The sequence below is a fragment of the Abyssisolibacter fermentans genome (assembly GCF_001559865.1).
Classification (GTDB): domain Bacteria; phylum Bacillota; class Clostridia; order Tissierellales; family MCWD3; genus Abyssisolibacter; species Abyssisolibacter fermentans.
Genome location: NZ_LOHE01000068.1, coordinates 159,205 through 172,514 on the forward strand (window position 1 = coordinate 159,205; position 13,310 = coordinate 172,514).

Annotated in this window: 12 protein-coding genes and 1 other annotated feature; of the genes, 10 read left to right on the plus strand and 2 right to left on the minus strand. The window is 28.3% G+C overall.

What is annotated here, in order from left to right; all coding sequences use genetic code 11:
• Positions 1–48 precede the first annotated feature (48 nt).
• A complete protein-coding gene (locus AYC61_RS12720) occupies positions 49–264 on the plus strand; it encodes a hypothetical protein (protein ID WP_066502960.1) in 216 nt (71 codons plus the stop codon).
• A gap of 205 nt (positions 265–469) precedes the next feature.
• Here the strand turns inward: AYC61_RS12720 and rpmB are convergent, their stop codons facing one another.
• Positions 470–670: a 50S ribosomal protein L28 gene (gene rpmB / locus AYC61_RS12725; RefSeq protein ID WP_420806812.1), complete on the minus strand. Its 201-nt coding sequence runs from the start codon at positions 668–670 to the stop codon at positions 470–472.
• Between the two features lie 677 nt (positions 671–1,347).
• On the opposite strand from rpmB, the gene AYC61_RS12730 reads away from it, so the two are divergent.
• The 6 genes from AYC61_RS12730 to AYC61_RS12755 all read left to right on the plus strand — a co-directional run bounded on the left by AYC61_RS12730 (position 1,348) and on the right by AYC61_RS12755 (position 7,816).
• Complete coding sequence (locus AYC61_RS12730) at positions 1,348–1,710, plus strand: Asp23/Gls24 family envelope stress response protein (RefSeq protein ID WP_066502962.1); 363 nt, start codon at positions 1,348–1,350, stop codon at positions 1,708–1,710.
• A 10-nt stretch (positions 1,711–1,720) separates the two neighbouring features.
• Positions 1,721–3,346 carry a DAK2 domain-containing protein gene (locus AYC61_RS12735; protein WP_066502965.1) on the plus strand — a complete coding sequence of 542 codons (1,626 nt, stop codon included), beginning with the start codon at positions 1,721–1,723 and terminating at the stop codon, positions 3,344–3,346.
• Between the two features lie 753 nt (positions 3,347–4,099).
• On the plus strand, positions 4,100–6,160 hold the full coding sequence (gene recG, locus AYC61_RS12740) for an ATP-dependent DNA helicase RecG (protein ID WP_066502967.1): 2,061 nt from the start codon (positions 4,100–4,102) through the stop codon (positions 6,158–6,160).
• Positions 6,161–6,326: 166 nt separating this feature from the next.
• Positions 6,327–6,908, plus strand: coding sequence for a 16S rRNA (guanine(966)-N(2))-methyltransferase RsmD (gene rsmD, locus AYC61_RS12745; RefSeq protein ID WP_066502969.1), 582 nt, complete (start codon positions 6,327–6,329; stop codon positions 6,906–6,908).
• Positions 6,886–7,365: a pantetheine-phosphate adenylyltransferase gene (coaD, locus tag AYC61_RS12750; protein WP_202906835.1), complete on the plus strand. Its 480-nt coding sequence runs from the start codon at positions 6,886–6,888 to the stop codon at positions 7,363–7,365. The genes rsmD and coaD overlap by 23 nt, the downstream gene beginning before the upstream one ends.
• A gap of 7 nt (positions 7,366–7,372) precedes the next feature.
• A complete protein-coding gene (locus AYC61_RS12755; RefSeq protein ID WP_066502974.1) occupies positions 7,373–7,816 on the plus strand; it encodes an ATPase in 444 nt (147 codons plus the stop codon).
• Here AYC61_RS12755 and ylbJ read toward each other — a convergent pair.
• Positions 7,813–9,096 carry a sporulation integral membrane protein YlbJ gene (gene ylbJ / locus AYC61_RS12760; RefSeq protein ID WP_066502976.1) on the minus strand — a complete coding sequence of 428 codons (1,284 nt, stop codon included), beginning with the start codon at positions 9,094–9,096 and terminating at the stop codon, positions 7,813–7,815. The two genes, AYC61_RS12755 and ylbJ, sit on opposite strands and share 4 nt — an antisense overlap.
• Positions 9,097–9,259: 163 nt before the next feature.
• On the opposite strand from ylbJ, the gene AYC61_RS12765 reads away from it, so the two are divergent.
• The 3 genes from AYC61_RS12765 (at position 9,260) to serA (ending at position 13,286) form a co-directional block, all read left to right on the plus strand.
• Positions 9,260–9,889 carry a hypothetical protein gene (locus tag AYC61_RS12765; protein WP_066502978.1) on the plus strand — a complete coding sequence of 210 codons (630 nt, stop codon included), beginning with the start codon at positions 9,260–9,262 and terminating at the stop codon, positions 9,887–9,889.
• A gap of 116 nt (positions 9,890–10,005) precedes the next feature.
• Positions 10,006–11,259, plus strand: coding sequence for a nickel-dependent malate racemase, LarAH6 family (gene larAH6 / locus AYC61_RS12770; RefSeq protein ID WP_066502986.1), 1,254 nt, complete (start codon positions 10,006–10,008; stop codon positions 11,257–11,259).
• A gap of 75 nt (positions 11,260–11,334) precedes the next feature.
• Positions 11,335–11,537, plus strand: a binding site (T-box leader).
• A gap of 147 nt (positions 11,538–11,684) precedes the next feature.
• On the plus strand, positions 11,685–13,286 hold the full coding sequence (serA, locus tag AYC61_RS12775) for a phosphoglycerate dehydrogenase (RefSeq protein WP_242866792.1): 1,602 nt from the start codon (positions 11,685–11,687) through the stop codon (positions 13,284–13,286).
• Positions 13,287–13,310 lie beyond the last annotated feature (24 nt).

The window sequence follows — 13,310 nt, forward strand, 5'->3', positions numbered from 1 at the left end:
ATAATGAATCAAATACAAACTTAAAAATATGAATTAGGGGGGAGGGATATGAGCAAACTTTTACCAAAAATTAATTTTAGAAATTTAAAGAAATACAAAATAGGTAAATTCAGATTTAGCAAGAATTTCAAACAAGTTGCAGGTATTATATTAGGGGTAGTAGGTGCAATAGTTGTTATACAAGTAGTACCTTTATCAATATGGTTTTTTTTATTAGGAATACTTCTATTGGCATTAGCATGGGCATTATTTAATATGTTATAGAGGTGATAAATGTGTTGATAAAAAATAAATTGTTTATAGCTTCTTTACTAATAATCTTTATGATTGTAGCAATAATATATTTGCCAAGTTGGGTGTTATTAAGTGTAATTGGAATTAGTCTTATGAAAATAGGTCTACATATTTACTGTAACTAATAATAAAAAATTTTAGGTAAACTAATAGGCTTCCTTTTGGAAGCCTACTATTATAAAGCTCTTTTTACTTTTTCAGATCTTAAACATCTAGTACAAACGTTCATTCTTTTTACAGTTCCATCTATGCAAACTTTAACCTTTTGGATATTAGGTTTCCAAGTTCTTCTTATATGTCGCTTAGAGAAAGTAACTATATTACCAGATACTTTACCTTTACCACAAATTTCACAATATTTAGACAAAGCAAACACCTCCTTAAACTGTTACTCCTTAACGAAAACCTGCGAACATTACTATTCTAACATACATATACATAATATTGCAATAAAAACTTAAAAATAGTATTATATTAGAGAAATGAAAATGTAAAAATCGCAAAATAAATAGTATTAATATTAACCCAGAGTGAGTAGGAGTAAGAATACACTACAACATTAATTAAATCTTGAATATTCATAAATTTTTACTAATATATTGTAATATATTAGTAAAAAATTTATGATTAAGTAAGTGTGAATTGCTAATTAAGAGGAAGTACGAGACTATGGTATAAATAAATTTTCTATTAGGCCACTAATTTCAAATTTACTTTCGTTTTTATCCCCTGAATTAGTTTGAATTACAAAAAACATAGATTTCTGTTTTCTACTCGTGAGTTAAATTACAGATTTTAGTTTTCTGCTAATAATTTTATGAATAATTTTGGTTTAATAACTAATAAATATAGTTTATCCTTTTTTTAAAAATATATAATTCATATAAAATTATATTTATTTTGTAGCAAGTTTGCTATAATGAAACTATAGAAGTGGTATTAGTTAATAAAAAAGGGTATAATATATTTAACCTAGATTATTTGGGTAATTTATTGAACGTAGCTTCATAATAAGGTATTATAATAAGAGATGATTTAAGAGGAGGTTTGTTGATGCCAAAAACTATTAATAATCAATATGGAAATATAATGATAGATGAAAATGTTTTTGCAACTATAGCTGCTATATCTGCAATGGAATGTTATGGATTAGTTGGTATGGCTTCTAAAAATACAACTGATAATTTAGTTAGATTACTAAAGAAGGAACATCTTACAAAGGGTGTTAAGATTACTATTAATGACGATGAAGTTAATATAGATTTGTTTATTATAGTGCAATTTGGTACTAAAATATCTGTTGTAGCGGATAATATTATTGGAAAAGTCAAATATAATGTTCAACAGTTAACAGGAGTTGAAGTAGATAAAGTTAATGTTTACGTACAAGGTGTTAGAGTTCAAAAGGAAAAGTAAGGAGGTATCAATGTTGAATATTACATATATTGATGGAGCTATGCTTAAAAAATTGCTGATAGCAGGAGCGAAAGCTTTAGAAAACAACAAAGAGCAGGTAAATGCATTAAATGTATTTCCTGTACCAGATGGTGATACTGGAACAAATATGTCTTTGACTTTAAGCTCAGCTTCAAAGGAAATTCTTAAGATGAATAACGATAATATTGAAGATATAGCAACATCAGCTTCAAAAGGTTCTTTAATGGGAGCTAGAGGAAATTCAGGTGTTATATTATCTCAGCTTTTTAGAGGCTTTGCTAAAGGTTTAAGAGGAAAGGACAAGCTAGGTATAAAAGATATAGCACAGGCTTTTGGATTAGCTTCAGATACTGCATATAAAGCTGTAATGAAACCTATTGAGGGTACCATACTTACAGTAGCTAGAGAGTGTGCCGAGAAAGCAATTGAATTATCAGAAAATGAAAGTGATATAATAGTGTTTTTAGAAAAGGTATTATCCCATGGGGAGATGGTATTACAAAAAACACCAGAAATGCTTGATGTATTAAAGCAAGCAGGCGTAGTAGATGCAGGTGGAAAAGGATTATTAATAATACTAAAAGGTGCTTATAACGTATTGATAGGCAAGGAAGATGTCGATATTAATATAGTACATGATAATACTCCAAAACAAACACATGAAATTGTAACAGGAGATATAAAATTTGGTTATTGTACTGAATTTATAATAAATAATGCAAAAGATAGTTCAGAAAACTTTAGAAAGCAGATAGTAAAGTATGGTGATTCTATTATAGTAATAGGTGATGGAGATATAATAAAAACACATATACATACTAACGAGCCAGGAACAGTTTTACAAAAAGCTTTAAGTATTGGTGAACTAATGGATATAAAAATAGAAAACATGAGATTGCAGCATAAAAATGTTTTATTTAATGAAGAAGATAAAAAAGAAAATGATAGTCAAGAAATGAAAAAATATGGGATAATTGCTGTAGTTAGAGGTAAAGGGGTAGAAGATGTCTTTAGAGATTTAAATGTTGACTACATCATAGAGGGTGGTCAAACAATGAACCCTAGTACAGAAGATATATTAAAAGCTGTTGATTCTTTGAAAGCAGAGAATATAATTATACTGCCTAACAATGGCAACATTATTTTAACAGCACAGCAGGTACAGAAAATAAGTGAAAAAAACATTGGAATTATTCCTACAAAAAATATTCCTCAAGGTGTTGGTGCTTTAATTTCATTTGATAGTGATTTAGATTTAGACGAGAATATTGAATGTATGACAGAAGCACTAGAAGATATAAAAAGTGGAGAGGTTACTACAGCCGTAAGAGATACTGTTATTAATGATATAGAGATTAAAGAAGGAGATATCATTGGTATTTATGATGGTAGTATAGTTAAAGCTGGTAAAGATTTAGAAAATACAAGTTTTGAGATGATTAGTCAAATGATTGATGAAGACACTGATATAGTTACTATCTTCTATGGAGAAGATGTGACCCTAGAAGATGCTCAACAACTAGTTTCTAAGATTAAATCTGAAATAGATGATTGTGATATAGAACTTGTTTATGGAGGTCAGCCATTATATTATTATTTAGTTTCAGTTGAATAAATTATAGAATTATATATAATGTTTTTACTTAATATTTTTTATTCTTAGCTTTTTAGAAGTATGATAGTTTATTATTATAAAAGGACTACAATGATTTGAATAAATCTTATTTAAAGATAAAAAGTTAAGTAGATGTGATGCTTAACTTTTTTTCTTTAAGCAGAGAATCCAAATCTATGATTTTGAGCAGGGAACTAAAATCTATGATTTTATGTGAGTCGCTTACTCCTATGAATATAATGAATAGGAGGTACAACTCCGCTTATTCCTAGGAACGGAGTGAGTAGGAGTTACAGTTTGAAAGAGCAATAAAGAGAGAAATAAAAAAAGTTAAAATCACAAAAAAATGGTATTAAAAATATGTAAGGCAAAGATTAAGAAAGCAGAGAACCCAAATCTATGATTTTATGTGAGTCGCTTACTCCTATGAATATAATGAATAGGAGGTACAACTCCGCTTATTCCTAGGAACGGAGTGAGTAGGAGTTACAGTTTGAAAGAGCAATAAAGAGAGAAATAAAAAAGTTAAAATCACAAAAAAAATGGTATTAAGATATGTAAGGCAAAGATTAAGAAAGCAGAGAACCCAAGTCTGTGATTTGGTGTAAATCACTTACTCCTAGGAATGAAAATGAGTAGGAGTTTCATATTATAGAAATGAATATGAGGTACAGCTATTCGCTTACTCCTAGGAATAAAGTGAATAGGAGTTTAATTTAAGGGGTAATAGGTTAATTATAGGAGGGCACTATTTTGGATTCATTATGTAATTCTATTCAATATGTAAAAGGTGTTGGACCAAAACGAGCTGAAAAATTGAAAAAACTTGGAATCAATACTTATTATGATGCTCTTTATTATTTTCCCAGAGGCTATGAAGATAAATCTGAGAAAATAAAAATTGTACAAGGTCAAGATGGAAAGAGACAAACCTTTGAATTATGGGTTGCAGGAAAAGCAGCTATGTCTAGACCAAATAGAAAATTAACAATATTAAAAATGCAAGTGCGAGATGAAACAGCTACAGCACAAATAGTATGGTTTAATCAAGCTTATATGAAGGATAAGTTTAAAATTGGTCAAAAGATTATTGTTACTGGAAAAATCAAAAGAGTGTATAATCGTATTGAGATACATAATCCTGTAATAGAATCAGATAATAAATTTAAAAATATAAGTAAAATTACTCCAATATACCCATTGACAAAAGGTATAAAAAATAATGATATAATTAGAATAGTTGATAATGTTATAACTGATACTGTAGATACAATACAAGATACTTTACCTAATAGCTTAATGATTCAAAATGATTTAATAGATCTAAAAACAGCTCTAAAAGATATACACTTTCCGCAAAATATGGATAGTTATGCCAAAGCTAGAAGAAGGTTAGTTTTTGAAGAGTTTTTTATGTTTCAACTTGGTTTAATGAGTATCAGAAAAAAAATAAACAATAACGAGGGTATAAAGTTTAATAAAAGCCCAAAGATATATGATTTAATAGATACATTTCCTTTTAAGCTTACAAACGCCCAAGATAAAGTTTTAAGCGAGATATTATCTGATATGAATTCTAATAAAACAATGAATAGATTAATACAGGGAGATGTAGGTTCTGGAAAGACGATAATAGCTATTTTAGCAATGTATCATGCAGTATGCTCTGGATATCAAGCAGTCATGATGGCTCCTACTGAAATTTTGGCTAAGCAGCATTATGAATCAGTTAATAACATACTAAAACCTTTTGGTATTAGATGTGATTTATTAGTAGGTAGCATGACACAAAAAAATAAAGAAGTAGTAAAAGAAAAGATTAAAAATTCTCAAGTAAACATACTTATAGGAACACATGCTTTGATACAGGATAGTGTTATTTTTGATAAGCTAGGAATTGTTATAACAGACGAACAGCACAGGTTTGGAGTTAGACAAAGAGTATCATTAGCTAATAAAGGTTATAATCCAGATGTCATGGTTATGACAGCTACTCCAATTCCTAGAACATTAGCTTTAATATTATATGGAGATTTAGATATTTCGGTTATAGATGAATTACCTCCAGGAAGAAAGCCTGTAAAAACATACCCAGTAGGTAACAATATGTCTAATAGGGTTTATAATTTTGTTAAAGAGCAAATAAAAGAAGGAAGACAGGCTTACATAGTATGTCCATTAATTGAAGAATCAGAAGCTTTAGATACCTTGAAATCAGCTCAAGTAATGTATGATGAATTAATTGATAGTTACTTTTCAGATATTGAGGTTGCATTAATACATGGTAAGATGAAAAATACTGATAAAGAATATGTTATGGAAAAATTTAAGAATGGAGATATAGATGTTTTAATATCAACAACAGTTATTGAGGTTGGTATAAATGTTCCAAATGCAAATATTATGGTTATAGAAAATGCTGAAAGATTTGGTTTAGCTCAACTTCATCAGTTAAGAGGAAGAGTTGGTAGAGGCAGTGAGCAAGCTTATTGTATACTAATAAATAGAGGGAATAATAAAATATCAGTAAAAAGAATGCATATTATGAAAGAAACAAATGATGGTTTTATAATATCTCAAAAAGACTTGGAGCTTAGAGGACCAGGAGATATTTTAGGAATTAGGCAACATGGACTGCCAAGTTTTAAAATAGCTAATGTTTTTACAGATATAGATATTCTAAAAGAAGCACAAACAGCAGCAAAAAAAATTATATCAAATAAAGAATTATTATCTTCACAGGAAAATAATTTGTTGAATAATAAAATACAAAAATTATTTAATGATATAAATGAAATAGATAAGAGTTTTTAATTTATAATAATATTTTTGAAATAAATGTATTTTTCAATTTAAAAAACAAAAATTAGCATTGGGAATCTTCTATAGAAAAACTTTGCCTTATATTAGTATTTAAGTTAAGAGAATTTGTATATAATATTAAAACATGCTAAAATATGAATTGTAGGAGGGGAAAGCCCTGAGAGTAATAACAGGAAAAGCTAAAGGACATAAACTAAAGGCTCCAAGTGGTAATAAAACAAGACCTACAACTGATAAAGTAAAAGAATCTATATTTAACATTATAGGTCAAATAGATTCTAATGCATATATATTAGATTTATTTGCTGGGTCTGGTTCAATGGGAATTGAATTTTTAAGCCGTGGAGGGAAAAAATGTTTTTTTATAGATATGGACTCTAATGCTAATAGAGTTATAAAACAAAACCTAGAAAAAACAAAACTCAAAGAGCAGGCAGAGGTTTATAAAACAGATGTTATTAAAGCTATAAAAAAATTAGGAAGCAGACAATTAAAATTTGATTTTGTTTTTATGGATCCACCTTATGGTAAATTATTTGTAGTTTCTTCATTAGAACAATTAATAGAAGATAATATTATCAAGACTGGATGTATTGTAATTGTTGAGCATTCAAGTGATGAAAAATTACCAAGTTCAATTAACAAGCTTCATGTTCTTGATTGTAGAAAATATGGCAATACGTTTGTTACTTTTTATGAAATGAAGGAGGAAAATAATGATTGCAGTATATCCAGGTAGCTTTGACCCAATTACATATGGTCATATAGATATTATTGAAAGAAGTTCTAAAAAATTTGAAAAAATCATTGTTAGTGTATTGAAGAATCCTGCAAAAAACCCAATGTTTAGTGTAAATGAAAGAGTAAAATTTATAGAAGAAGCAACAAAACATCTAGATAATGTAATCGTTGATAGTTTTTCGGGACTATTAATAGATTATGTTAAGCAAAATAACATTTCTATTATAGTTAAGGGATTACGTTCAACTACTGATTTTGAGTACGAACTACAAATGGCATTAACCAATAAATGTTTAGATCAAAATATTGAAACAGTGTTTTTAATGACTAGTAGTAATTATATTTATTTAAGCTCTAGTTTAGTTAAAGATGTTGTTAAATTCAATGGTGATGTGTCTAAATTTGTTCCACCAGTTGTTAGAGAAGCTGTAATAAGAAAAATTAAGGGGGTTTAGTTTTAATATGGATGTATTAAAATTATTAGATGAAATAGAAGATATTGTGGAAGATGCTTCTGTAATTCCTTTGACAGGAAAAGTTATGGTTGACAAAGAGGAAATATTTAACATTATCAAGGCTATAAGAATAAAACTTCCTGATGAAATAAAACAAGCTGAATGGATTAAAGAAGAAAGACAAAGGATTTTAGCAGAAGCACAAAATGAAGCAGATACTATAGTTGATGAAGTAAAAACTCATATAGAAGAGATGATTGAAAAAGATGAAATAACTAAGTTAGCAAATGATAGAGCAAATGATATAATAAAGAAAGCACAAAATAATGCAAAAGAAATAAGAATTGGAAGCATAGAATATGCCGATGAGCTGCTTAAGGAAATGCAAGAGAAATTAAAAGAGACAATCAAAATATTAGATGAAAATAGAAATGAGCTAAAAGGCATTTAATTTCTTTTATTTATTTTACTTGTAATAAAATTGTAAACAACACCAAAGAGTAATAATGTAATGATTACTACCGCAAATAATTTCAAAGAAAATACAAAAATGTTCAACCAGTTATTAGGAAATAAATAGACATTCGTATTTATTTTTGATACTATAGTATAATCATTCTGGGAATAGAAACTTTTATAAATAATTAATGTTAAAACAGCTGAAAGAAGTCCATGAGCAAATTTTGCAGCTATATAAGGCTTTAATTTCAGCTTAGTTTCTTTTATTATACTAATTACTTGGCTATGAATAGATAAGCCGCTCCATCCAATTATAAAGCTTATAGCGGATAGTTTTGCTACATAGCTAGAATTACCTACAGCTGCAATGATTTTGCAGCCATTTGTCATCTCTATAAATCCACACAATAGACCTTTAATCAGATCTTTAGAAATAGATGGAATTATATAACATAATATTGATGAGAATACATCAAATATTTTTGTACTTAACAGGAGGTTTGTTATTATAGAATAAAGTATAATAAAACCTCCGACCATTAAAATAGTATTCATAGATTTTATGACGGCTAAACTCAAAAGTTCACCTATGGATTTATCATTTTTTCTTCTTTTTTGAATGAGTTTATCTAAAGCTGTATTGAGTGAAATATTATTAATAAAGCTATAGTGTGAATTTTTATATTTGAAATCATAGTAAAATTTAAAAATAAGACCTACACCTAAAGCTCCTATATAGTGACTAATGGCAAATAAAGTACCTAAAGAAGGGTTATTAAGCATTCCTATTGAAACTGAACCAATTAAAAATAAAGGACCAGAAGTACTACAAAATGATAGTATTTTTTGACCGCTTATAGTATCAATTTCATTGTTACTTAATAAATTGGCAACATTTTTAGCGCCAATAGGATAACCAGAAGCAATACTAATTGAAAAAACGTATGCGCTTTGTCCTGGAACATTAAAGATAGGTTTTATAATAGGTTCTAGAAGCGTACCTATAAAATCAGCTATACCTAAGTTTATTAAAATTTCAGAACAAACAAAAAATGGAAACAAAGAGGGCAAAATTATATTTAGCCATATATTAACACCTTCTACACCTGCTTTTAATGCTGTCTCTGGCTGTAATAGTATTAGAAATGCGAGTAATACTACAATATGAATAACTAATACAAAAAAAAAGGCTTTTTTCCAGTGGGCATATTTTTTTTTGAAATGATTGAATATATATGTAAATGATAATAATAATAAAAGAAAGTTAATCATATATACCTCCTGTTGTTATGATTGGTATATTATATTAAAATTCAACCCTGATTATTCATATAACGATCAAATAATATGCTGTATAGAAATAATCTGGGTTTACTACCAAATATCCATAAACGGTATTTAATTAATAATTTAGATTAATATTGGAGGGGAAAGTATGAAGAAGAAAAATAGGTTGATTATTTTTATAATAATGATTTTCATATACTTAATAAATATAAGTGGTTGTAGTATGAGTAATAATGAATACAAAGAAGAGATTAGGAATAAACAAGCAACAATTGAAGATTTAAATAGTAAGCTTGATGCAGTAAAAGAAAAGGAGGCTTTACTAAAATCTCAAATAGAACAGTTAAGAAAAAATAGTGGAGAAAGTCAAAAAAAAGCTGAAATTTATAAAGTAGAACATGAATATTTTCCTTTTATAACTAATATGGCATTAAAATTTGTAAGAGCTCAAACAAAAGGGGATGTTTCAGTAATAGAAGAAATAATAGCAGGAAAGCTTAATCTTATAGAAGATAATGGTGACATAAAAATCTACAAAACCATTAATGGGAATAGGCAAGAATGGATGATATATGAAAAAAATTCAAAGCTAATATATAAGGATATGGTAATACAAGGTTATGAATATGATGCTGAGCAAGATATATTTAAATTATATATAAGACAATTTTATATAAATAATGATGATAGCGTGAATGAGCCTCCAGTTTTCTTAAATTTATCATTTGCCAAACAAGAAGATGTTTTTAAAATCATAGACTTAGAATTTGATGTTTAAAACAATATATGAAAGTAATAATTAATTAAATTAGGAAACTAATTTTTAAGATTACCTCTAAATATGTTATTATTATAAATAACATTGTTGTAATTATGCAGAAAAGGGGAATAGATATGAATATTGAACTAAAATATGGAAAAACAATAACGAAAGCTACTATACCAGAAAATTTTGATGTAAATATTATTAATGCAAATCTACCCAATAATGAAATAAGCTTAGAAGAAGAACAAAAAAAACTAGAATATGCTATAAACAATCCAATAGAAAGTGATAGATTAAAAGACATTGCTAAAAAAGGTAAGACAGCTGCTATAATGGTTAGTGATATAACTAGACCATCTCCTTCAAAAAAGCTATTACCATATATCATAGCTGAATTAAAAGAAGCAGGTATAAAAAACGAAAATATAACTATTATATTTGGAATGGGTATACATAGATCTCATACAAAAGAAGAACAGGAAATGTTGCTAGGAAGCGAAATTTATGGATCAATAAAAGCTATAGATAGCAATAAAGATGAATATGTTTACATAGGAGATACAAAGAGAGCTACACCTGTCTATTTATGTAAGACATTAGTAAAGGCAGATATTAAAATATGTACAGGTAATATTGAATATCATTACTTTGCTGGATATTCAGGTGGGGCAAAAGCTGTTATGCCAGGTGCAGCTAATTACAAAAGTATTTCAAATAACCATAAGCTTCAATTAGATGATAGAGCTAAATCGGGTAAAATTCAGGGCAATCCTGTTAGAGAGGACATAGATGAAGTTGGTAAATTATTAAATATAGATTTTATACTAAATGTAGTGTTAAATAAAGACAAAAAAATATTAAAAGCATTTAGTGGAGATTATATATTAGCTCATAGACAAGGTTGTAAATTTTTAGATTCAATATATAATGTTAAAATAAAAGAACGCGCTGATATTGTAATAGTATCACCAGGTGGCTATCCAAAAGATGTGAATTTATATCAAACTCAAAAATCACTAGATAATGCTAAACATGCAATAAAAGATGGTGGAATAATCATATTGGTTGCTCAATGTAAAGAAGGATTTGGAGAAAAGGTTTTTGAACAATGGATAAAAGATGCTCAGTCTCCAGAAGAGCTAATAAATAAATTGAGAAAAGAATTTGTTCTAGGAGGTCATAAAGCTGCAGCTATTGGACAAGTGGTGAAGAATAATAGTGTTTTTATAGTAACAGACTTGAAAGATGAAGATGCAAAGATAGTTTTCTTTAAGCCTTATAAAACACTACAGAGTGCCTTAGATGCTGCTATTAAACAATCTAATAATCCTAAAATATTAATAATACCTCAGGGTAGTTCTACACTACCTTCAGCCAAATAAAGCAATAAATCAATAAATTATTTTTCGAAAATCACTTGAATTTTTAATATTTTTCTTGTATAATGAGTTAAACAAATAAAGGCTATGAAGGGTAGTAGTAAATAATTGTCTAGTTGTAGAGAGTCGATGGATGGTGAAAATCGATATTAGGGATTATTGAATCCAACCTAGAGCTTCAAAGGGGTAAAAAACCTTTGACGGGTAAACCGTTACATTTTAAAGACTATTTTTTAGTGAAATAAGGTGGCACCACGTAGATAATACTCTCCGTCCTTGTATAGGGCGGAGTTTTTATTTTTTGTGAAGAACCTAATATATGAATGAAATTTCATTATTTTATATACGCTAGCGTAAAATGATTGAAAGTTTCAAGTTAAATATTTGGAATATTGCGAATATTATGAATATTAAAAAATAAAATTGAGGTGTTTAAATTGACTAGAGAAAGAGTAATTATTGTTGAAAAAATTGATGATAGTGGTATAGATTTGTTAAAAAGTAAATTTGATGTAGATTTAAAAATTGATATGACAAGAGAAGAATTATTAGACGTAATTCAAGATTATGATGCTATTATAGTTAGAAGTGCAACTTTAGTTAATAGTGAGCTTATGGAAAAAGGAAAAAGATTAAAGATCATTGGTCGTGCAGGAAATGGAATTGACAACATTGACATACCTGAAGCTACAAAAAGAGGAATTATTGTTGCAAATACTCCTGATTCTAATAGTATCTCAGCAGGAGAACTAGCAATAGGATTGATGTTTGCACAAGCTAGAAATATTACAAAAGCAGATAAAAGTATGAGAGAAGGAAGATGGGATAGAAATAAATTTGAAGGTACCGAATTGTATGGAAAGACACTAGGAATTATTGGACTAGGACGTATAGGATCATTAGTAGCTACTAGAATGAAAGCTTTTGGTATGGATGCAATAGCATATGATCCATATATTACAGATGAGAGATTTGAACAATATGATGTTAAAAAATGTGAAACACTAGATGAACTTCTTAAAATAGCTGATTTCATAACCATTCACACGCCAAGAACAGAAGAAACAATTGGGATGATAAGTTATAATGAAATAGAAATGATGAAGAAGGGTGTTCACATAACAAACGCCGCAAGGGGTAAAATAATTGATGAAAAAGCTGCATATGAGGGTTTGAAGAATGGTAAAATAGGCAGCATGGGTTTAGATGTTCATGAAAAAGAACCAAGACATGAAAGTCCATTATATGAGTTTGATAATGTTGTAGTAACACCTCATATAGGAGCAAATACTGTTTCAGCACAGCAAAATGTAGGTAAAACAATAGCGATGCAAGTTATCAATGGTATAAGAGGTGAAATAGTACCTAATGCAGTAAATTTACCTGTTATCCATAGAGATGAGCTAAAGGCTGTAAAACCTTATATTGACATGATGGAGAAAATAGGTAAATTATACTATCAATTATTTAAAGATGCTGTAAAATTCGTAGAAATTAATTACTGGGCAGATGCAAGTAAATTTGATGTTGATATGGTTAATATTGCTTTTCTCAAAGGACTACTTGAACCAATTAAAAAAGACAAAGTTAACTATATAAATGCTAAGGTATTAGCTAAAAAATCAGGAATAGGAATTAAATTCAAAAAATATGAAGAGAATTATAACAACTATTCAAATTTAATAAATGTAAAAATAACAGATGTAAATATGAAACAATACACATTTTCAGGAGCTATTTCCATGAAAAGAGAAGGTATATTAGTAGAAATGAATGGATACAAAATGGATGTAACTCCAAGTGAAAAAATGATTATTCTTAAAAATAAAGATGTTCCTGGTGTTATAGGAAAGGTTGGTACACTAACAGGTAAAGATGGCATAAATGTAGCGACTATGCACGTTGGTAGAAAAACAAAAGGAGATACAGCTCTTATGATATTGAATGTAGATGAAGCAGTAAGTAAAGATGCTATAAAGGATTTTGTTAAGCTTGATGAGATTCTTTGGGCGAGGGCTATAGAATTATAAACTAAAAGGGAGTAATTCAAAATA

What these genes read in the sequence shown, in the direction of transcription:
- ylbJ (WP_066502976.1), bottom strand. Translation starts at nt 9,096, where the DNA reads ATGATTAACTTTCTTTTATTATTATTATCATTTACATATATATTCAAT.
- coaD (WP_202906835.1), top strand. Translation starts at nt 6,886, where the DNA reads ATGATTGCAGTATATCCAGGTAGCTTTGACCCAATTACATATGGTCAT.
- AYC61_RS12735 (WP_066502965.1), top strand. Translation starts at nt 1,721, where the DNA reads ATGTTGAATATTACATATATTGATGGAGCTATGCTTAAAAAATTGCTG.
- AYC61_RS12720 (WP_066502960.1), top strand. Translation starts at nt 49, where the DNA reads ATGAGCAAACTTTTACCAAAAATTAATTTTAGAAATTTAAAGAAATAC.
- AYC61_RS12730 (WP_066502962.1), top strand. Translation starts at nt 1,348, where the DNA reads ATGCCAAAAACTATTAATAATCAATATGGAAATATAATGATAGATGAA.
- larAH6 (WP_066502986.1), top strand. Translation starts at nt 10,006, where the DNA reads ATGAATATTGAACTAAAATATGGAAAAACAATAACGAAAGCTACTATA.
- AYC61_RS12755 (WP_066502974.1), top strand. Translation starts at nt 7,373, where the DNA reads ATGGATGTATTAAAATTATTAGATGAAATAGAAGATATTGTGGAAGAT.
- AYC61_RS12765 (WP_066502978.1), top strand. Translation starts at nt 9,260, where the DNA reads ATGAAGAAGAAAAATAGGTTGATTATTTTTATAATAATGATTTTCATA.